This is a genomic window from Psychrobacter sp. I-STPA10 (genome assembly GCF_021012795.1).
Taxonomy (GTDB): domain Bacteria; phylum Pseudomonadota; class Gammaproteobacteria; order Pseudomonadales; family Moraxellaceae; genus Psychrobacter.
In genome coordinates this window covers 1-22,639 of sequence record NZ_VFYU01000022.1, presented here as the reverse complement: position 1 = coordinate 22,639, position 22,639 = coordinate 1, and the positions used below count along the sequence as shown (strand labels likewise).

Genomic DNA, 22,639 nt, shown 5'->3' with positions numbered 1-22,639 from the left:
CTTAGATATCTTTAAGGGGGATTTTTTATATTGTGTATCCAGTTAACTGGATTGGCTAAATACTATCTAACCAAAATAAACTTATTTTTCAAGGATACATGTTACGCCTTGTCCGCCAGCGGCACAAATAGAGATTAATGCACGACCTGAACCTTTTTGGTCTAGTAGTTTAGCCGCAGTTGCCAAGATACGCCCACCAGTAGCAGCGAAGGGGTGACCTGCTGCTAAAGATGATCCATTGACATTAAGCTTATCAAGGTCAATTGAGCCGAGGGGTGCATCGAGTCCAAGACGCTCTTTACAAAATGTCTCATCTTCCCAAGCCGCTAAGGTTGAGAGTACTTGTGAAGCAAATGCTTCATGGATTTCATAAAAATCAAAATCTTGTAGTGTCAAGCCCGCCCGCTCAAGCATACGTGGTACAGCATAAGCAGGTGCCATAAGCAGACCTTCTTTTTCGCCTTGCTTACCAATAAAATCAACCGCAGCGGTTTCTTGATGTACGATATAAGCCAATGGTTTTAAACCATGTTCTTCTGCCCATTCATCTGAGCCTAATAACACACAAGATGCCCCATCAGTAAGTGGGGTAGAGTTGGCAGCGGTCATGGTTGGGTTGGCATTTTTCTTACCAAATACAGGTTTAAGTGATGCTAATTTTTCAAGATTTGAGTCAGGGCGCAAGTTATTATCACGAGTCAAGCCCTTGTATGGTGTGATCAAATCATCAAAGAAGCCTTCATCGTAGGCACGTGCTAAGTTTTGATGGCTTTTTACGGTCAATTCATCTTGTGCTTCACGGCTGATATTCCATTCAAGCGCAGTGATGGCTTGGTGATCGCCCATAGATAATCCAGTACGTGGCTCACCATTTTGCGGCGTATCAATCAAATCTTTTGGATTTAAATTCAGCAACGCTTTTAGGCGTTGTTTGTTGTTTTTAGCGGCACTCAGTTGTAGTAATACTTTACGTAAGCCATCACCGATTGCAATGGGCGCATCTGAGGTGGTATCAACCCCACCTGCAATAGCAGAATCAATAATACCCAAGGCAATTTTGTTAGAGGTTGCAAATGTGGCTTGCAGTCCTGTACCACACGCTTGCGATATGTCATAGGCAGGTGTTTGTGGACTTAAGGCAGTATTGAGTACCGATTCACGAGTTAGGTTCAAATCACGGCTAAGTTTAATAACCGCACCTGCAACCACTTCTCCAATGCGTTCACCTTGTAGGTCGTAACGCTCAATCAGACCGTTTAATGCAGCTGTTAGCATATCAATGTTACTGGCATTGGCATAGTTACCATTTGAGCGGGCAAATGGAATACGGTTGCCACCTAAAATAGCCACACGGCGACGAGCTGCATTTTGCTCAGTTTTGTTTGATTTGTCAGTGGTTGTTTTGGTGTCTTGTTTGTCTGTAGCCATATTTTTACTGTCCGTTTTTTGAGTTTTTAAAGTATTTGCTGCATCTATCACTTGCTGACTTTGTTCATCAGTTGTAGCCTGTATGGTGAAAGATGCTGGATTTTGCTTCGTATCATCAGTCGTAGAAGCAGTATCAGTATCTGTTTGCGCTTTAGTAACAATGTTATTGTCTTGGTTATCGTCGTTATTGTTTAGGTTGTCATCTTGATTTTGCTGTTTAGACTGTATTGTATGACTTTCTTCGTTGACTTTTTTATCTGCTTTATCTTCTGTTACATTTTGCGTAGAAGCGTTATATGTATCCTCTGATGCGAGCGGTTCAGCAAATTCTTCTTGCTGTTCTTCTGCTTGTTTTTGCGCAAGATTTTCTTCAATAATGCGTTGTTTGGCAGCTTTATCTTTGGCAATTTTTTCATCTGCATCCGTATGTTCATTGGTATGGTTACTTTCAATTTTTTCAATTAATTCATCAAGCTTAGAAACAGAATGTGTATCGCTATTAGCTTTAATTTTTGTATCGTCATTGATTTCTGCAATCAGTGATTCACCTGCTTTGGTAACCACAGTTGCAGTGATGGGGCTTTGTTTTTTGCTTGACATAAAAGTTCCTTATTGTGCAGTTTGTTTATAAAATAGTCATTTTTCTATTTTCTATGAATTGAATACTGACCATACTATTTATTATCTCTACCACAATGGTATTGATTTAGACACAATTCAATGCTGATTTTTATTAAGTTTACTAAATGAGTAAACAAAACGATATTATAATATAATTTATCAACCTTGAAGGGGAGAAATAGATCGTTTTACGGATGGTAATTGTTGGCAAGGACTATACTAAACCGCCCATAACCTGCATAGTGTATTCCTGTATATAATTTATACCTGATTGTTTTCAAGGGGTGCTTAATAATTGTTAAAGTATCTATAGTTAGTTATGTTTTGTAAGTACTGATATATAATTGCTAGGGTGGTGTTTATAATATTTGCTAATTAGAAATAACCTAGTAATCATTGTATTATCTAACTGATAACTTATACATTGACATTCATTTTTGGAGAAAAATATGACAGATCGTTACGGTACATTTGTACAAACTTCGGTGGGCAAAAAAGTCGCTAAAAATCTTGGTTTGCCATTACCAGCACCTTTAGATCGTTTTGAATCTGGTCAAAAGTTGGTACGTGGCAGTGTGTTGTTTGGTTCTGCTAGTGGTGATGACAATCGTATTGCACAGTCAGCGGCACGTATTTTGGATGAGATGCATGCAGAGATTTATCTTAATGAGCAAGATGGCAGTATGCAGGTATTTACCGAAGCAGGTGTTGAAGTCAAAAGCTCAGCAGGTAATGAAGATAAATATAAAGTGTTGATATTCGATGCCAGTAATATCACCAATAGTACTGAGCTTGAACAGTTATATGAATTTTTTCACCCTGTTGCCCGTCAAGTTGAAGCATCAGGTCGAGTGATTGTTATTGGTCGTCCGCCTGAGCAGTGTGAGTCAATAGAAACTGCCATGGTACAACGTGGGCTTGAAGGATTTGTACGTTCTGTGGGCAAAGAATTTAAAAAAGGAATCGCTGCTCAACTGATTTATGTAGAAGCAGATGCCGAAAATAATCTTGATTCTACGCTGCGCTTTTTCACCTCAGCACGCTCAGCTTATGTGTCTGGGCAGGTAGTGCGTGTGGGTGCTGGTGAGTCAGTCGAGGTGGATTGGAAGCAACCACTGGCAGGTACAACGATGTTAGTCACAGGGGCTAGTCGTGGTATTGGTGAGTCAATCGCTCGGGTATTGGCTCGGGAAGGGGCACATGTGATTTGTTTGGATGTACCACAGCAGCAAGCTGATCTACAAAAAGTGGCTGGACAAATCAGCGGTTCAACATTACTACTGGATATTACCGCTGATGATGCAGGCTCAATCATTGCTGAAGCAGCACAAAAACGTGGTGGCTTAGATGGTATTGTGCATAATGCAGGGGTTATCCGTGATAAAACCTTGGCAAAAATGGATAAAAAACTGTGGGATATGGTGATTAATATCAACCTTGCCAGTATTGCCAAAATAAATAACTATTTATTTGAGAATGATGTGTTCAATGAGCATGCGCGTATTGTGTGTGTGTCTTCCATTGCAGGTATTGCAGGTAACTTTGGACAAACCAACTATGCGACCTCAAAAGCTGGGGTGATTGGCTTGGTGCAGGCGACTGCAAAACAGCTGACTAACGAGGGCAAAAAAATTACGATCAATGCGGTTGCACCGGGCTTTATTGAAACCCAAATGACCGACTCTATTCCATTTGCTGTGCGTGAAGCAGGTCGACGTATGAACTCTATGAGTCAAGGTGGTCTGCCCATTGATGTGGCAGAGACCATTGCATGGTTTGTTACCCCAGCATCAGGTGGTTTAAACGGTAATATTGTGCGTGTGTGCGGACAAAACTTGTTGGGTGCATAGTTGACGGTCAATGACCATCACAGCGTCATTTCTACCCTCTTTCTAGCCATCTTCTATCTTGTTCTATCTTAGAAGAGAGTTAGGGAGGGGGTAGCATATTTTTTAGCACATGCATGTTTATTTTTATGCGTTGTTATTTGGTGATTAGGACAGTAGCAAATTTCACTATTAATTTATTGATTTTCTCGGTATATTATAATCAGGTAAAACAAGTGTAAACTCTAAATGCCAATAACTAAACATCAATAAAAGATTGAATCATTAGTTGTTTATCAAATAGATGTTGCTTAATGACTCTTTATTGACTATTTGTTAAGTAATAAATAAATAGGTTAATTAATAATCACTTGCGATGAATGAACTGGCAACGATATGAGTTGTTAGAATTTATCTAACCCATCAATAGGAATCCTTATGTCAGATCAGCACTTTAAAGCTCTACCCAAAGTACATACCACCTATGCTAATATCATCAAAAGCCTATTGCCCATTGGTGAAAATAGTAAGGTATCCAAAGAGCAACTACCAAAATCAACCTATACGGTAGATACGCTACACATAGATCAGGAGAATTTGACAGAGTATCGTAAAATCTGTGGATTTGTAGATGACGGTAATGTGCCAGTGACCTATTTTGCTGTATTGTCGCAAGCACTACAGATGAATATGATGGTCAAAGAGCCGTTTCCATTTGCGGTATTGGGTTTGGTGCATGTTGAAAACTCAGTGACTCAATATCGCCCCATTAGTCAAAGCGAAGTGGTTAAGTTGGCAGTGAGTTTTGATAATTTGCGAGATCATGATAAAGGACAGCAATTTGACTTTGTGACCACAGTACATGTTGGTGATGAAAAAGTATGGGAAGGAACATCGACTTATTTATCACGTCAACGCACTAAAAAAAGCAAATCTCGTTCTAAAACACTTAGAGAGAAGTCCAAAGTACCTAATGGTGGTATTAATGAAGTGTTTGAGGTACCAGAAGACATTGGTCGTCGTTATGCTTTTGTCTCAGGTGATTTTAATCTGATCCACTTACATCCGTTGTCTGCTAAGGCGTTTGGGTTTCCTAAAGCCATTGCACATGGTATGTGGTCTAAGGCAAAATGCTTAGCCAAACTAAAAAACCTACCAGATGCTTATCAGGCGAGTGTCTCATTTAAGTTGCCAATATTATTGCCAGCAGAGGTTGAGCTTATTGCAGAAGATGGTGCAGACTTATCTGATGCGCACGATATATATTTTAATCTATATAGTGTCAAAAATGACAAGCCGCATCTACTTGGTAAAATTAGTACGGCTCAGTCACATGATAAATAATCAACTATCTGCTAGTATGAGCTTTTTAAATTTTTGATAGGATGTGAGCCAAGATAAAAATATAAATTATACTTGGCTCTTTTGTTATATGGATTCAACATAAAATATGGGTATGACAACGCATATGAGTAATGAGAACAATGAGAGTGTTACTGAACCACAAGCAGATAAACTTAGTGATAATGCCGAACTTAAATCACAGTTAGATCCACTATTTATCCCTGATGATAATACGGTGGTGACGGGTGCTTTGAATAAAGAGAAAATCGCAGCGATAGCAGCAGCAGGCATTGAGCATGTGATTAATATGCAGCCAGAGGAAGAGTTAGATTTTGATGAAAAAGCTGAGGTTGAAGCGCATGGCATGACCTATAGCCATCTACCAATTTCGGGGGCTGATGATCTCAAACAGCTTAATTTGCTTGAATTTGATAAAATATTACGTCAGCAACATGGTCGGCGAGTATTGATGCATTGCAAGTCTGGTAATCGAGTGGGGGCTTGTGTGGCATTGCGTCAAGGGTGGTTACGAGGACGCAAAATGGAAACGGCGATGAAACGAGGTCGTGAGCATGGTTTGACAGGGCTTGAGCAGGAAGTTCATAATCGTTTATTAGTACCTCGTTAATTGGTGATTTTAATTGGTGAGTATAGTCACTTGAGCCTATGATTTATAGCATGCCATGTATACATATATTATGGCATCTATTATAGATAGCCACTTATATTAAGTGGCTATTTTTATATGGGTTTAGCCAACTGGTACTTGCGCTTGTTTTTTGATAGGTTAATTAATAAAAATGGTATAAATTTAATCAGGATATGTATGATGAGTCAATTTGATAAACAAGTATTTGATAACAATCAGTCATCTAGCCAAGAAGGCATGGATAAATTAAATAAACGGCAAAGTAAGCTGCAAGATTTATTACAACAGTTATTACAAAGCCTACAGCTTGAGGACGCACCAGCAGGGGGGGCTGTGGTGGTTTATCATCAACATAAGCTGCTGGCAAGTGCACAAATAGGGCAAGCATTGGCAGATAGCGCATGGACACCAGATACCTTGGCATTAAATTTTTCTACTGGTAAGGGTGTCTTGGTAACATTGGTACATATTTTAGTCTCTCAAGGGCTGCTAGATTACGATACGCCGATTAGTGATTATTGGCAGCAATTTGGCAGTTGTGGTAAGCAAGACATTACTCTACGCCACGTATTAAGTCATCAAGCTAATTTATTTGATATTACTTCGGTGACCACTTGTAGTCGCGATATGCTCGATTGGCAACAGATGGTTGCAAAAATTGCAGCGATGCCACCTAGTACAGTAGATGCCAAGCAGTGTCAAAGTGCTTATAGTGCGCTGGTGTCAGGTTGGGTATTAGGTGGATTGATTGAGCAAGTTTGCAAACAGCCATTAAACCAAGTCTTGCGTCATTATTTGACCGAGCCGTTGGATATTGCCGATGCGGTCTATTTTGGTGTGCCTGCTGATAAAGTGGGGCAGGTGGCACAACCAGTTAAAAATTTTGTGCAGCCATGTGATCACAGTCAAGTTAATCATGCCAGCAATGAGGCGTCTACCCCTATACGGACTCGGCAAAGTAAAAAGCCAACATTAAGAACAGATAGTGCCACTGTGCAGGCTATCTATCAAAAATTGCCGAGCTATGAGTGTTGGCAGCAATACCATTTGCAGACTCAGCGCAATACGGATAAACCACTGTCTACTTTACAAATCAATGGCTTGTATTTTGATGTGTCGAGTATGAGTAAAAGTGACTATAAGCGTGCCTTAGTGGCAAATGCTAGAGAACCACTAGATTATTATGACATGGCAAGCTTGCAAGCCATCATTCCTGCTGCTAATGGAGTTGCTTCGGCAAAGGCATTGGCGGTGATTTATGCGATGTTGGCAAATCAGGGTCGCTGGCAAGATAACACCTTGATTGATGCAGATACCTTTGCACAATTAACAAAAATTCATGTCACCGGTGCTGATGCAGTGATGCCTGCGGCTGCCATCATGGGTCACAATAGTAGTGAAGTTTGCAAGCCTTCCATGCAGTGGCGATTGGGTTATCATCGCATATTTAGTGTGTGTCATGATGTGGCAGATGGTTTTGGACACATGGGCTATAATGGTTCAGTGGCATGGTGTGAGCCTAGGCGTCAACTGGCTTTTGCCTTTGTGCATAACTTTGATACCACCATGCTCACCGATATTCGCCAGTTTGCACTAACCGAAGCGGTATTACAGTGGTTTGATGAGTTGATGGTTTGATACGTTAGACCCCTTCCAAGCCTTCCTTTTGAGTCAAGGGAAGGGCTTAAAAGCCAGTTTCTTCCTTTTTAAGGGCAAGGCTTGGATCGGGTTGAAGTTGCGAGTGAGGTTTACGCTGAGTAAAGTTAATGTTTGTTCGCGGCAGATCGAGTCATTTTAAGTAGGCTTGGTGCACTCATGCCATGTATAAAGATAGAAATAAAGATAACCACTGAACAGATGACCCATAAGCTTAACGCTTCTTTGTCATTAAATACGCCTTGGTTGAGTCCATAAGATAGATAATAAAAAGTACCAATACCACGAATACCCAAGCTTGAAATGACCCATTTTTCTTTTTTGGGGATATCTAGACCAAGTAAGCCAATCATACCTGCGATTGGGCGCACAAAAAGTAAGCAAATGAAACCGACGATATAGACCGTCCATGTTAGCTCAAGATTAGCATTGAGACCTTGCCCAATAATAATACCAAAAGTAACCAATACCAAAGACATTAGCAAGCCTTCAGATTGTTCGGCAAAGTCATGTAATTCTTTATGGTAATGGTGATCGCACTCAGAGCGGCGAAAGGTAAAGGCAGCAACAAATACAGCAATAAAGCCATAACTGTGTATAAACTCAGCAGCCCCATAAGATAGTAAAGTTAAAGCGATGACCACATAACCTTGCGATAGTACTGTATCTGTTGTTTTTTTGGAAAAAACCATATTGGCAACCAGTTTGCCAACAATAATACCAATAGCACAGCCAGCCCCTATCTTCCATAATACATCATCAGCCAGCCACATGCGCAATAAATCAGCAGACAGTGGTTTGTCATCAGCAAATGCTTCTGCAATTTTGATGGCTAAATAAACAAAAGGAAATGCCAGTCCATCATTGAGTCCTGCTTCTGAGGTGAGGGTAAAGCGTGGGGTGTCTTCTCTACCCGTATTGGGAGGGCCTACTTGAATACTAGCAGCAAGTACAGGGTCGGTAGGGGCAAGCACAGCCCCCAATAAGATGGCAGCCGCCAAACTGAGACTAAAGACATAATAACCCAAAATTGCCATGGCAAAGATACTAATGGGCATGGTGACCAAAAGCAGCCGAACGGTGGGTTGCCAGTATCGCCATTGTAGCGGGGTATCAAGCTTAATGCCTGCACCAACCAATGAGACCAAGACCACAAATTCGCTGATTTTTTCGATGACTGTCCCATTATCGAGTGGATTTAAAAAAGGAAACGAGGTCCACCAATAGCCCATGATGATACCAAACATCACCTGTACCATGGGCAACGATATGGGCAATTTTTTAAATATTAGTGGTACAAATGCACCAAATAAAAAAGCCATACCACATAACAGTAAAAAAGAATTGTAAGTATCAATCATGGTTGCTCACTGCTACTTTAACCAGTAGTTAATATAAAAAAATAACCGATTATGATGACGTAAAAAGACAGTTAAAACCAGTAGTTATACGTAAAAAAAGCCAGCCGTAGCTGACTTTTTATACTTAGGTATTAGGCTAGATATCAGTGCTCTACTTGACTGACATCACGTACCGCACCTGTATCAGCACTGGTGGTCATGGCAGCATAGGCACGTAAGGCTTGGCTGACTTGACGATCACGGCTGACAGGTTTCCATGCGCTGCGTCCTTTTGCATTCATTTGTTCACGACGCTGTGCCAACGCTTCTGTACTGATTTGTAGCTCAATACTACGGTTGGGGATATCAATATGAATGGTATCGCCTTCTTCTACCAAACCAATAGCACCGCCTTCTGCTGCTTCTGGGCTGGCATGACCAATGGACAATCCTGACGTACCCCCAGAAAAACGTCCATCAGTAAGCAAGGCACATTGCTTGCCCAAGCCTTTAGATTTTAGATAAGAGGTCGGATAGAGCATCTCTTGCATACCTGGCCCACCTTTTGGACCTTCATAGCGAATGATAACGATATCACCAGCCACGATTTTATCTGCCAAAATGGCATCAACGGCATCATCTTGTGATTCAAAGACCCGCGCACGACCCGTAAATACCAAAATACTGTCATCAACCCCTGCTGTTTTTACCACACAGCCACGCTCAGCGATATTACCAAACAATACAGCCAAACCACCATCTTGCGAGTAGGCATGTGCCTTACTGCGAATACAGCCAGACTCACGATTGACATCAAGATTTGACCACTCTTTGCTTTGTGAAAAGGCTTGTGTGGTGCGTACACCGCCAGGGGCAGCAATATATAGAGCACGTGCTTCAGTATTATCAGGATTCATGATATCCCATTTATCTAATGCTGCTTGCATGGACTCACTGTGTACAGTCGGAATGTCCGTACTGAGTAGTCCTGCACGATTGAGCTCGGCTAAAATACCCATGACGCCACCTGCACGGTGTACGTCTTCCATGTGATATTTTTGCGTTGCAGGGGCGACCTTTGATAGACAAGGAACTTTACGGCTGAGCTTATCAATATCTGCCATTTTAAAATCAACCTTGGCTTCATTGGCGGCTGCGAGTAGATGTAAAATGGTGTTGGTTGACCCCCCCATGGCGATATCAAGGCTCATGGCATTTTCAAAGGCAGGTTTGGTAGCGATAGAGCGGGGTAATACTGAGTCATCACCTTGTTCATAATAGCGTTTGGCAAGGGAGACAATGGTACGACCTGCCTGCAAAAATAGCTCACGGCGATAAGCATGGGTTGCCAGTAGTGAGCCATTGCCAGGTAGTGATAGCCCCAAGGCTTCGGTTAAGCAGTTCATGGAGTTGGCAGTAAACATACCAGAGCATGAGCCACAAGTTGGACAAGCCGAACGCTCAATATGGTTGACATCAGCATCACTGACATTATCATCGGCAGCATCAATCATCGCATCGACCAAATCAAGCTTACGCACAGACTTGGTTGTGTCACTTTGGTTATTTTCTACCCCTTGGTTGTTATGACTTGGTGCAAGCTCTGATGCCAATACTTTACCCGCTTCCATCGGGCCACCTGAGACAAATATTACTGGAATGTTGAGGCGTAGGGCAGCCATAAGCATACCGGGGGTGATTTTGTCACAGTTCGAAATACAGACCAGTGCATCGGCACAATGCGCATTGACCATATATTCAACAGAGTCGGCAATTAAGTCACGACTGGGCAGTGAATACAACATACCACTGTGACCCATGGCAATGCCATCATCAACGGCAATGGTATTAAACTCTTTTGCCACACCGCCTGCTGATTCTATTTCACGAGCCACCAGTTGCCCCATGTCTTTTAGATGCACATGCCCCGGTACAAACTGGGTAAATGAGTTTGCCACAGCAATAATAGGCTTATCAAAATCCTTATCTGTCATGCCAGTGGCACGCCAAAGCGCACGTGCGCCTGCCATATTACGTCCAGCGGTAGAAGTTTTGGAGCGGTATTGCATGTCATATCCTTAAATGAAATATCAATAGTTAAGTGGCATTATATGAATAGATACTGAGGATTTTTATTACAGTAAATTTGCTACTATTCACTTAAATTAGCATTCAGTATTTATTCAATTCGCTGCTGTATTGCTGTGTTCATCATCTCTTTGAGTTTTGGCTGAGTTTCTATCTCTTCAAATACTATTAATGCTGCTGACCCTGATATACGTTGATAATCTTCAGCTTTTGGCAAAGACAGATACGCATCAGTTGCCAGCACTTTGATGATTTTTGTGCTTTTATTGAGTACAAATAAATCATCAAACAAGTGCCATTGCTGACAGGCTTGTTGCACAGCATTGGATTGCTGGGTGGTATAAATAGGCTGCATCTGTTTGGCAGTATTGGTAAATTTGAGCCGCAAGGCAATTTGGAGCTGCTCACAAAATAGTACCAAAGTGCCGATAATCTTCACTTGCCAAGGCGTGGGTATGGTGTTGTTGGGCAGTGAAAGTAATAAATTTGCCTCTGCTGGTAGCATGGGTATATTAAACTTTGCTAACAAGTCTGCTGTCAGCGGATTTGCTGCTTTTAAATCATCGCTTAGCGTATCATAATGATACAAAAAAGGCATGGGCTGAGTTTGACTCACCAGCTTTTGGCTAATTTTACAATTATGTACCTGCCAGTGCAATGAGTCATCAATAAGTAGTTGATTTAGTATGAAACTAGATTCAGCTTCATTGCCAGTGCTATTATCGCTGCTAGGCATTGGTGTGGGCGTTGTGTTAATATCGCTGCTAGTTATATCTGTAGTAGCAGTTGGTTTGATAGGCAGTGTTGCTGTGCCTGTATCATTATTGACGGTGGCTGGTATGGATTTGAAATGCTGAGAATCAATAGACATAAATGATAGCAACCATATTGAATTGATGATTAATGAATATTTTATTAGTGGGTGGTGTTCTAAAACGTATGCTACTTCTTCCCTAAACCGCCTCCAAAGATGAAGAGGGCTAGGGGGAGGGCTGAAACGAAACTATGGTAATTTATTAAAAATAACCACTTGAAACACTATCTATTAGTGAATACATTCAGCTTTTACTGGCGAATCGTTCGGTGAGAAGAAGCTGTCAATGTAGAATCAAGGTGCTATTTTATAACAAACTTAGCTGATAACCTATTCTATCTTGCTGCGTGTATGATAACTGATATTAACATTATTTATTGCATTACACTTTTTATTACATCACAAATAGGAGAACACCATGAGTAACTCAGTGAACAAGACACAATATGACAATGACAATATTTTTGCCAAAATGATTGCAGGACAAATTCCTTGCCATAAAGTTTATGAAGATGATAAAACACTGGCATTTATGGATATCATGCCGCAAGCCAATGGACATGTTTTGGTCATTCCTAAGCAGCAAGCGGTGGATTTGGCAGATCTTGAGCCTGAGTATGCTGCTGCTGTATTGATGACTGCCAAAAAAGTGATGCAAGCGCAGCGTCAAGTATTTGAGCGTGAAGGCATTATTCAGATGCAGCTAAATGGCGCACAAGCAGGGCAAAGCGTATTTCATTACCATGTGCATCTAATCCCTTCTAATATCCATGAGCTTGGCATACACGCTGCTGATCAAGCTGACCAAGCACTATTGGCAGCGCAAGCCAAACAGTTGGCACAAGCCATTGCTGATGTTGAGATGGATAACCAGTAGCCTAAGATAATTATTAGCATAAGATAGTTATTAGTATAAAAAGTAGCATAAGATAAGCGATTGGCTGAAGTGATACTGTATATATATGATAGATATGAATGATAAAAGCTTTGCCCACCCTTTATTAGCACCGCTAACTATCGCTGGTCTTACCATTGACAATCGCTTGATGGTTGCGCCCATGGCAGGGGTAACAGATAACCCATTTCGACGCTTGTGTAAGTCGTTTGGTGCAGGGCATGCAGTTAGTGAGATGATCATCGCCGATACCGCACTTTATGCCAGTCGCAAGTCGTTGTATCGGGCTAATTTTGAGGGTGAAATTGCGCCAATTTCTGCTCAGATTGCAGGAGCAGAGCCAGATAAATTAGCCGAGGCAGCCCGTTTTCAGGTAGATAATGGCGCGCAAATCATTGATATTAATATGGGCTGCCCCGTCAAAAAAGTCTGCCGTAAGCTGGCAGGCTCAGCGTTGCTCAAAGATGAAGATCTGGTGGTGCGCCTGCTTGATGCCGCAGTGAATGCTGTCGATGTGCCAGTCACCCTAAAAACCAGACTCGGTTATGCTGATGGTGAAGAAAATATCTTACGCATTGCGCAAAAAGCTGAGCAAGCTGGCGTGGCGGCGATTGCCATTCATGGGCGTACACGTGAGCAAAAATATGGCGGTGTTGCTCGTTATGAGCTGATTAAAGCCGTTAAAAATAGCCTAAGCATACCTGTGATTGCCAATGGGGATATTGATAGCGCCCAAAAGGCAATGGCAGTGTATGAGCAGACAGGCTGTGATGGGGTGATGATTGGACGTGCCGCGCAGGGTCAGCCGTGGATATTTCGTGATATTCAGCATTATCTGCATACAGGGGAGCAATTACCTGCCCCCAGTATCAGCGAAATTAAGCAGATTGTGTTAAACCATCTACAACAGTTATATGCTTTTTATGGTGAATATTCTGGTTGTCGTATTGCCCGTAAGCACATTGCATGGTACACCACGGGTATTCCTAACTCTAATGCGTTTCGCCAAGCCATGTATACTCAGGAGAGTACCGCAGGGCAGTTTCGAGTTGTTGATGAGTTTTTATCGGCACATGAAAATGAACCATAGCCTATTTTTTATAACGCCCTGCTTAATTTTTATTATCCATACAAGTCTTAGTCTATGACCACTCCCATTTTATCGCTACAAAACTTGAGTATTTATAGTACGCAGCACAGTGCTGGTAAGAACAACCGACAAACTTTGGTAGATGGTTTATCCTATGAGTTAAATAAAGGGGAGACCTTAGCCATTGTGGGGGAGTCAGGCTCTGGTAAATCACTTTCTTGTATGGCATTGTTGGGATTGCTGCCAGATAGCCTAAGCGTTTATGGACAAGCACAACTGGCAGAGTTTGGTGAGCTGCCCATGACTCAAATTAGCCAAGCGGCACATAATCTAGATAACCTAGACAACATGGATAACATGGATAACCTAACTGATGACACCAATGATAATAATAGGGAATTTATCCAACCGCTGCATACGCCTAAACCACTGAAAGCAAAGCAACGTGAGAAGCTGTTGCAGCAAGTGCGTGGCAGCCGTATAGGGCTGATTTTTCAAGAGCCGATGACCGCGCTCAATCCTCTGCATAAGGTTGGTAAGCAGTTAGATGAGAGCTTGCGTTTGGCAGGCGTGAGTAAAAAACAGCGTTTAGCCCGCAGCATTGCATTACTTGAAGATGTTAATATTCAAGATCCACTTGGTAAGTTGCATCGTTATCCACACGAACTGTCGGGCGGACAACGGCAGCGTGTAATGATTGCCATGGCATTGGCGCAAGACCCTGATGTGCTGATAGCAGATGAACCAACGACTGCGCTCGATGTGACATTGCAGCATGAAGTATTAAGGCTTTTAGATCGCCTTAAGCAGCAGCGTGATATGGCGATGCTGCTGATTAGTCATGATCTCAACCTAGTACGTCGTTATAGTGACCATATTATTGTTATGCGCCAAGGTCAGGTAGTCGAGCAGGGTACAACTGAGGCAATTTTTCATGCGCCAAAGGCTGACTATACTCGGCAGTTGATGCAGCAGGATTTTGGTGAGCCACTCAATATGCATAACAGTACAGCAGATACCAATGTATTAAATGTATTAGATGTGCAGCAGATGTCAGTCAAGTTTGCGCTACAAAAAGGGTGGTTTGGGCAAGTAAATAAGTGGTTTGATGCCCTGCAACATATCGACATTCATCTGCCACAAGGACAAGCCCTAGGTATTGTTGGTGAGTCAGGCTCTGGTAAGACAACTGCTGCCTTGGCAATCAGTCGATTACTGAGTCATCATGCTAAGGTAACAGGTGAGATTGAAATTGCCCATACTAATATAAATAGCCTAAGCAAAAATAAATTACGAGATTTTCGTAGCCAAGTACAAATGGTGTTTCAAGACCCGTTTGCCAGTCTTAACCCCAGATTTAATGTACTACAGATTATTGAAGAAGGGCTATTGGTACAAGGTGTGGATAAGTCTAAGCGATTGCAAGCAGTACAAGATGCGTTAGCAACCGTACATCTACCCAGTAGCTTTATACAGCGATATCCACATGAATTATCAGGCGGACAGCGACAGCGAGTTGCTTTGGCTCGGGCATTGGTGATGCGCCCAAAATTAATGATATTAGATGAGCCAACCTCAGCACTAGACAGTACCACCCAAGTGGCAGTGGTTGAGCTATTGCGAGACATTCAAGCCAAATTTGGTATTAGCTACTTGTTTATCAGTCATGATCTCAAAGTAGTCAAGGCATTGTGCCAGCATATTATGGTATTGAAACAAGGTCGCTGTGTTGAGATGGGCAATAGTCAACAAATATTCAACCAACCGCAGCATGAATACACGCAGCGATTGGTGCAAGCCAGCATGACATAAAATATATGGCGTATATGGCTAAATAACGGTGATTAAAACGCAGGTTGACGTTTTGGTACTGCTGCCAAAAATTCAGCACGGGCTTGCTGATTGCTAGCAAATTCACCTGTCATAGCGGTAGTACGAGTAGTGGACTGCTGTTTGTTGACGCCACGCATCATCATACACATGTGCGAGGCATCCATCACCACCGCAACCCCACGGCAGTTCGTCACTTGCATGATGGCATCAGCAACCTGCTGTGATAGGTTCTCTTGTATTTGTAAGCGTCTGGCATACATATCAATGATACGGGCAACTTTGGATAAGCCGATGACTTGACCATCAGGCAGATAACCAACATGGGCAACTCCATGAAAGGGCAGTAGATGGTGCTCACACAATGAATAAAACTCAATGTTTTGTACCAATACCATTTCTTGGTTGGTCGTCGGAAACACCGCTTTATTGGTGACTTCTTCTAAGCTTTGCTGATAGCCTTGGGTCAGGTGTGTAAAGGCTTTGGCAGCCCTTATGGGCGTATCAACTAGCCCAGCACGGTTTAAGTCTTCGCCAGTAGAGGCAATCAATTGTTGATATACAGCTTCATTGGGGTAGGATTGTTCAGACATGATCTCTATTACAGTAGTGAAAACGTGGCTATAGCTTAACCGTAAAAGAGAATTTGTAAAGGATTTTTCGTAAAAAGTCACCATGATCCTGCAAAAAATAGCAGTTGCTAACAAGCTGGTATGCTGAAGAGGGTGAAAAAATAAAATTTTGCTGAATGAATCTAAAATTAGCAACAAATTTACTCAGGATGGAACGCAGATGTTTTATCGGTTTTCGTGAGGTTTGCGCAGTCATAGCTACTAATAAAAACTAACAGAGCTTGACCAAGGCTACAGTTGTAAACTAAAATCAAAACCAATCATTATTGTTAATGACATTAATTCATTTATTGTTTAATTAAATCGTGGTATTAGACAATTATATTTATATATTAAACAGTAACACAGCCTATTTATATTATAGTAATTTCTATTTTTAGTTATTATTTTAATCATAAAAAAGGGTAATCATTATTACCTTTAATATAGAACTGCCAACAATTCATTTATTAGGACAAAAAAACATGCTATTACAAGGTCAACGTTTTGTGGTGACTGGTATTGCCAGTAAACTATCTATTGCATGGGCAATTGCAGAGGCATTACACCGTGAAGGGGCTTCTTTGATTTTAACTTACCCCAATGACAAGATAAAAAAACGTGTCGATAAAGCCGCTGAGGAGTTTGGTGCAGAGCTGGTATTAGAATGTGATGTGGCATCCGATGCATCGATAACCGCTTGCTTTGATGCGGTGAATGCGCATTGGGGTGATGGTATTGATGGTGTGGTACATGCCATTGGTTTTGCACCGATGGATCAGCTCAATGGTGATTTTACTGAGGTTACCACACGGGAGGGCAGCCAAATTGCACATGACATATCAGCTTATAGCTTTGTGGCACTTGCCAAAGCCTCTCGCAGCTTACTTGCCAAGCGTCATGGCTCATTACTGACATTGACCTATGAAGGCAGTATTTCTGTCTTACCAAACTATAATGTAATGGGGATGGCAAAAGCGAGTTTAGAAGCCAGTGTACGCTATTTGGCGTCATCATTGGGTGGTGAGGGTATCAGAGTCAATGCTATATCAGCAGGACCCATACGTACCCTTGCTGCTAGTGGTATTCAGTCATTTCGTAAAATGTTGGATATGAATGAAAAAATTGCCCCACTACAGCGCAATATTACCCAAAATGAAGTGGGTAATGCAGCATTGTTCTTATTATCACCTTGGGCATCAGGGATTACAGGAGAGATTTTATTTGTTGATGCGGGATTTAATATCGTGGGCATGAGCGAGCAAATCATGTTGGCAAATCAAGAAGAAGAATAAATAATATATGTCATAACAATATGTTATAAATCAAAAGTTACCTACTAAAAAAGGTGTCTGATTATCTTATTCATAGTCAGACACCTTTTTTTTTGAGTTTGCGTTTAAACGGATCAATCTTTATTACTCAGATCAGCTAATTGGTGTTAGTCTTCCTCATGATCTTCATGATCGTGCATACCCTTCATCATCTCAAGAGCCGAATCATCGGTGCGTTGTTGCTCGTTTGTTTCTAAATGGTCTTGATTGATGTCTCTAGGTGTCATTTTGGTAGTAGGATCAGTCGAATTTGTCATAAGAGATTCTTCCTTTTAAGTGTATTATATTGTATATAATGATGAGTATTTAAATATACTACGTTTAAATACAAGTGTAAACTGTTGTGCAAATTAGTGGCGTTATTAATATATTTCATAAGCGATGTTTGAAAAAATATTTGAAAAAAAAATTACTTATGGCTAAGCTATGTATATATAATAGCGATGAGGTATATAAGGAGAGAATTCAAAAAAATGTTATTTATCTTATATAATTTAGTAAAGTTTTTTTATAGTTGAATCTCAAATATAAAATTTATCAGTTAAAATTCTCTTTCCAACCATTATTTTTGCCATTTATAACTACTGTTTCTCACTTTAGGGTAATTTTTCAATAAAAAGTGTGGCAGATGTAGTATCTTCTAACCAACAATTCTTTATTTTTTCTTTTACAAGGTAGTATCATGAACCATATCTATAAAGTCATTTTTTGTAAAGCCACTGGTACATTTGTGGCTGTCGCTGAGTATGCTCGCTCGCAAGGCAAAGGTGGTAGTTATGCTAGAGGCACTACCAAAGTAAGTGGTGCAATATTAAAGTTAACCAGCTTGTCTTCTGCCATACTGGTGTGTTTGGGAATGAGTGGGCAGGCGATGGCTGAAGATTTGAATTCTCCTGCTACCAATACGATTAATACTGATACTGATACTACGTGTAAATATTATCAAGTTTCAGGTAGTACTGAAGCAGTTACTAAAAGTTTTGTGTGTGGACCAGATACAAAAGCAAATAAAGCTCCAACAGCCAATAAAAACGGTGCCGTGGCAGTAGGTGTGTTAGCTCAATCAACAGGAATCCAGTCCGTCTCCTTTGGATCTAGAGTTGAAGCTTCTGGGACAAATGCAACAGCAATCGGTAATGACACTATTGCCGCTGGTCGTGGCTCAGTCGCTTTTGGCTCTGATGATGCTGGTGGTACACAAGCTAAAGCAGATAGATTAAAGTATGGATACTTTGATGGTAATATTGGTGATGGGACTTATAGAAAAACGGCTTCATTAGGCACAGGCTCCACTGCTGTTGGTTCGCGAACCCAAGCTCTCACCAAAGACAGTCTTGCGTTTGGTAATGGTGCAACAGCTGGTAAGGTAAAAGAAAATAGTGGAATAAGTTCAAGTTTAATAGATACTGCTTATGAAGGTGAAAAAGCATTAGCACTGGGTGCTAATAGCTGGGCGCAAGCGGAGCGTTCATCGGTTGTAGGTGCTAATGCTAAAGCAACAGTGGTTAGTTCAATTGCTATTGGCTCGCAGTCAGTGGCGGATCGTGCTGGTTTTGATACTACTAGTGAGCCAATTACTACCAATAATGCTTCTAATCTAGATCTAAGTAAAAATCAAGTTTATGCACTATCAGATGCTGATGGTAAAGTTGCAGGTACAGTCAAAGGTAACTGGGGTGCTGTATCTATTGGTGATACGACTGATAGTAATAATATTAAGACTCGTCAATTAACAGGGCTTGCTGCTGGCTCGGCAGATACCGATGCGGTGAACGTGGCGCAGTTGCGTTCAGTTGCAGATATTACAGGCTTTGTTCATGTTAACGATGGTAGTAATGCAACAGGAGGTAGTGATACAAATAATGCAAATAATACAAACAGTAATCGTGGACGCTTTGATAAAGCTGCTGGTGCAACAGGACAATATGCAATAGCAGTAGGCAGATTTGCACAAGCGAAAAAAACGGAGTCTATTGCAATAGGGACTAATGCTAAAGCAGAATCAGGTCAAACTCTATATAGTTCTGATAGTGGAGAATATAGTATAGCGATAGGTAGTAGTGCCTTATCTAAAGGTCCAAATAATACTGTTGTTGGACGTAGCGCATTTGCAGCGGATAACAACTATAAAGATGATAAAGTAGATGCTATAGAGAAGGCAACAGCTATAGGACAGAAGGCTTCGGCGTATACTAGTGAATCAGTTGCACTTGGCTTGCGTGCTACTGCTCAGGGTGCACAATCTACAGCATTGGGTAATGACTCCCTTGCTTTTGGTTATGCATCTATGTCCAATGGTGGTAACCGTTCTGGTGGGTTATTTAAAGAATACTATGAGAGGTTTGGTACTGTACAGCCAGAGGTTGAGGATAAATATTCAGCACCAAAGCTTAGTCAATATGATTCTGGGGTAAGCTCTGGTGAACGTGTTGGTGCGTATGGCGAAGCTGATAAAGTGGGCGAAAATTATTATCGCCGTAATATGGCAGTAGGACATAATTCGCAGGCTTGGGGTACGCATGCGCAATCATTAGGCGATAATTCTATTGCTATGGGTCTTACTGCGACAGCAGGTGGTGTAGAAAATATTGAGTTTGAGTCAGACAAGCCGGACGAACGTAATAAAGGCATAAAAAGCATAGGTGAGAAAACAGGAAGTAACACAATTGCTTTTGGTACATTAGCCTATGCCAAAGCTGATGACAGTATCGCTTTTGGTAAGGATGCCTATGCCAAGCAAAAATCTTCGGTGGCATTTGGCTCACAATCGCAATCAACGCGTGAATTGTTTACTGGTTCAACAATCAAAACCAGTAGTGACCAGATAAATTATGAAACTGATACTACAATTAAAGACAACACTGTCTATGCTTTTGGTAATGATGATGCAGTAAAAGCAGTACAAGAAACTGTAAAATCGACGGGTGGTTATCTTGGAGAATTTTCGGTTGGTAATAAAGACCAAACCCGCCAAATCACCAATGTTGCTGCTGGTTCATTAGATACTGATGCGGTGAATGTAGCACAGTTGCGTGGTAGTACGGTTAAATATTACAGTGTAAACCCCTCGACTAATTATGGTGCTCTTGGTAATGATGGTGATCAGAATGCAACTAACAAAGGTGCATATGGGTCTCACTCAATGGCAATGGGTGTAAATGCCAAAGCATATTCTGAAGATGCGATTGTCATCGGTCGTGGAGCGAACAACGGTACCAAATATAATGATCCTCAATATAGTAATGATAATACGGCTAGCACTTATCAAGCTAGTCGTATAGGTGATGTTGTCATTGGGGCAGGGGCACAAAGTGAAGCACCACATAAAAATGAAGTTGGTGATGGCACTACAAAAAATCAAGAAAAAGACCCCAATGTGGTTATTGGTTACAAAGCGTATGCAGAGACGCCGCAAAACGGTGGTGGTATAGCTGTTGGTGCACGTGCAGAAACAAACATTGGCGGTGGTATTGCCATTGGTATGGGTGCGAATGCTACAGGTAAAGGTGCAGGACATGGCAAAGATACTAGGCAAACAGGTAGCATCGCGATTGGTAAAAGAGCATTCGCCAAATATGATGGAGAAACTGTAGCTCAAAACTTATCGTGGACGCCCGTAGCAATTGGTACAGATTCTAAAGCTTTGTCTGATGGTGCCTTCGCTTTTGGTGAAGCTGCAGAAGTAACTCAAAAATCGGTCAGTGGTATTGCTTTGGGTAATGCCTCGAAGGTTGAGGCTGCAGGTGGTGGTGCATATGGTAGAAATGCCAGTATCGCTCAAAAGGCAGACAATGGCGTAGCCCTAGGGTCATATAGTAGTGTCACCAATAAAGCAGAGAATGGTACAGCCCTTGGAGCATCTAGCAAGGTTGAAGTAGCCAATGGCGTTGCCCTTGGTGCAAATAGCGTAGCAGACCGTGCTAATTTGGATACTACCTCTTCATATGGTGCACCATCTACACTATCCGTCAATAAAGATGCTACTTTTATTAAGAATCAAGTTTATGGAGTCGAAGGCTCATACAATAATGAAATTAAGGCAACTGTAAAAGGTGAGCTAGGAGCAGTTTCGCTTGGTGATAGTAATAATACTCGTCAGATAACCAACCTCGCTGCTGGCTCTGCTGATAGTGATGCAGTAAACGTCGCACAGCTTAAGTCTGTGGCAAATGCACCACTGACCTTTGTTGGAGATGACGGAGTTAAAGTCGAGCGTAAACTTAGCGAGACATTGAATATCAAAGGTGGCGCTACAGACGTAGCGACAGAAAACAACATCGGTATCAGTGGAAATACCACTGATGGCTTGAGGGTTCAGTTGGCTAAAAACCTAAGTGGACTCACCAGTGTGACCACAGGTAACAGCACACTGAACGACAGTGGCCTGGCCATTAAAGGTGGTACAAATACAGTCAGTCTGACCAATGCCGGATTGGATAACGGTGGTAACGTTATCAAAAATGTCAAAGCAGGTGATGCACCTAGTGATGCAGTAAATGTCAGTCAGTTAAACGCAGCAGCGAAAGCAGCGAAAACAGAAGTCAAAGCGGGTAACAACGTCACAGTCACTGACAATACTGCTACCAAAGCAGACACTGATCCGACGATATATACCGTCAATGCTAAGAAGAGCACAGTATCAAAAGGATCAGATGCTGTTACAGTCACAGCAGGTACAGAGACTAATGACACAACAGACTACGCAGTTGACCTTAGTGCTAACACTAAAGCAGACATTGTAAAAGGTGCAGCAGCTAAAGATGCCGTTGACAATAAAGGTCTAACCTTTAATGCAGATAGTGGTACAACTACAGGTATTAAAAAGCTAGGAGATAACGTTGCCTTTACTGGTGATAGTAATATCAAAACGACAGCTAATAGCGGTGGTGTACAAGTTGCCCTAAATCCAGTACTTACCGGATTAACCAGTATTACTGTTACCGATGGTCCTACCATAAATGGTAATGGCATTGATATGAATGGTGACAAAATCACTGGATTAAAAGGTGGTAAAGATGCTGGTGATGCAGTAAATGTCAGTCAGTTAAACGCAGCAGCGAAAGCAGCGAAAACAGAAGTCAAAGCGGGTAACAACGTCACAGTCACTGACAAT

The 22,639-nt window shown here is 41.6% G+C and carries 15 protein-coding genes; 9 read left to right on the top strand and 6 right to left on the bottom strand.

The window, feature by feature from the left end:
- Positions 1 to 81 precede the first annotated feature (81 nt).
- Positions 82 to 1,656: an acetyl-CoA C-acetyltransferase gene (locus FHK89_RS10765; RefSeq protein ID WP_442966587.1), complete on the bottom strand. Its 1,575-nt coding sequence runs from the start codon at positions 1,654 to 1,656 to the stop codon at positions 82 to 84.
- Between the two features lie 842 nt (positions 1,657 to 2,498).
- On the opposite strand from FHK89_RS10765, the gene FHK89_RS10760 reads away from it, so the two are divergent.
- The 4 genes from FHK89_RS10760 to FHK89_RS10745 all read left to right on the top strand — a co-directional run bounded on the left by FHK89_RS10760 (position 2,499) and on the right by FHK89_RS10745 (position 7,506).
- The gene (locus FHK89_RS10760) at positions 2,499 to 3,899 is read left to right on the top strand and encodes a 3-oxoacyl-ACP reductase (protein WP_230660047.1); all 1,401 of its coding nucleotides are present in this window, start codon (positions 2,499 to 2,501) and stop codon (positions 3,897 to 3,899) included.
- Between the two features lie 414 nt (positions 3,900 to 4,313).
- The gene (locus tag FHK89_RS10755) at positions 4,314 to 5,219 is read left to right on the top strand and encodes a MaoC family dehydratase (protein WP_230660045.1); all 906 of its coding nucleotides are present in this window, start codon (positions 4,314 to 4,316) and stop codon (positions 5,217 to 5,219) included.
- Between the two features lie 106 nt (positions 5,220 to 5,325).
- Positions 5,326 to 5,847, top strand: a complete 522-nt coding sequence (locus tag FHK89_RS10750; RefSeq protein WP_329958709.1) for a beta-lactamase hydrolase domain-containing protein — start codon at positions 5,326 to 5,328, stop codon at positions 5,845 to 5,847.
- 258 nt (positions 5,848 to 6,105) lie between these two features.
- Entirely contained in the window at positions 6,106 to 7,506 is a 1,401-nt protein-coding gene (locus tag FHK89_RS10745; RefSeq protein ID WP_230660257.1) for a serine hydrolase domain-containing protein, read from the top strand.
- 125 nt (positions 7,507 to 7,631) lie between these two features.
- Here the strand turns inward: FHK89_RS10745 and FHK89_RS10740 are convergent, their stop codons facing one another.
- From FHK89_RS10740 to FHK89_RS10730, 3 genes are all read right to left on the bottom strand, one after another.
- Positions 7,632 to 8,885, bottom strand: a complete 1,254-nt coding sequence (locus tag FHK89_RS10740; RefSeq protein WP_230660042.1) for a cation:proton antiporter — start codon at positions 8,883 to 8,885, stop codon at positions 7,632 to 7,634.
- A 143-nt stretch (positions 8,886 to 9,028) separates the two neighbouring features.
- A complete protein-coding gene (ilvD, locus tag FHK89_RS10735) occupies positions 9,029 to 10,933 on the bottom strand; it encodes a dihydroxy-acid dehydratase (protein ID WP_230660039.1) in 1,905 nt (634 codons plus the stop codon).
- A 110-nt stretch (positions 10,934 to 11,043) separates the two neighbouring features.
- On the bottom strand, positions 11,044 to 11,823 hold the full coding sequence (locus FHK89_RS10730; protein ID WP_230660037.1) for a hypothetical protein: 780 nt from the start codon (positions 11,821 to 11,823) through the stop codon (positions 11,044 to 11,046).
- 361 nt (positions 11,824 to 12,184) lie between these two features.
- Between FHK89_RS10730 and FHK89_RS10725 the strand changes: the two genes are divergently transcribed.
- From FHK89_RS10725 to FHK89_RS10715, 3 genes are all read left to right on the top strand, one after another.
- Entirely contained in the window at positions 12,185 to 12,643 is a 459-nt protein-coding gene (locus FHK89_RS10725) for an HIT family protein (RefSeq protein WP_230660034.1), read from the top strand.
- Between the two features lie 94 nt (positions 12,644 to 12,737).
- Positions 12,738 to 13,751 (top strand): tRNA dihydrouridine synthase DusB, encoded by a 1,014-nt coding sequence (gene dusB, locus FHK89_RS10720; RefSeq protein ID WP_230660031.1) that lies wholly within the window; start codon positions 12,738 to 12,740, stop codon positions 13,749 to 13,751.
- 54 nt (positions 13,752 to 13,805) lie between these two features.
- Positions 13,806 to 15,563, top strand: a complete 1,758-nt coding sequence (locus FHK89_RS10715; protein WP_230660028.1) for an ABC transporter ATP-binding protein — start codon at positions 13,806 to 13,808, stop codon at positions 15,561 to 15,563.
- Between the two features lie 32 nt (positions 15,564 to 15,595).
- Here the strand turns inward: FHK89_RS10715 and folE are convergent, their stop codons facing one another.
- On the bottom strand, positions 15,596 to 16,174 hold the full coding sequence (gene folE / locus FHK89_RS10710) for a GTP cyclohydrolase I FolE (RefSeq protein WP_230660026.1): 579 nt from the start codon (positions 16,172 to 16,174) through the stop codon (positions 15,596 to 15,598).
- A gap of 503 nt (positions 16,175 to 16,677) precedes the next feature.
- On the opposite strand from folE, the gene FHK89_RS10705 reads away from it, so the two are divergent.
- Positions 16,678 to 17,487, top strand: coding sequence for an enoyl-ACP reductase FabI (locus tag FHK89_RS10705; protein ID WP_230660023.1), 810 nt, complete (start codon positions 16,678 to 16,680; stop codon positions 17,485 to 17,487).
- A gap of 146 nt (positions 17,488 to 17,633) precedes the next feature.
- On the opposite strand, the gene FHK89_RS10700 is transcribed toward FHK89_RS10705, so the two are convergent.
- Complete coding sequence (locus tag FHK89_RS10700; RefSeq protein ID WP_230660019.1) at positions 17,634 to 17,783, bottom strand: hypothetical protein; 150 nt, start codon at positions 17,781 to 17,783, stop codon at positions 17,634 to 17,636.
- Positions 17,784 to 18,208: 425 nt separating this feature from the next.
- Here FHK89_RS10700 and FHK89_RS10695 point away from each other — a divergent pair.
- Positions 18,209 to 22,639, top strand: a 4,431-nt coding sequence (locus FHK89_RS10695) for an ESPR-type extended signal peptide-containing protein (protein ID WP_230660016.1), incomplete at its 3' end; no start/stop codon positions are given.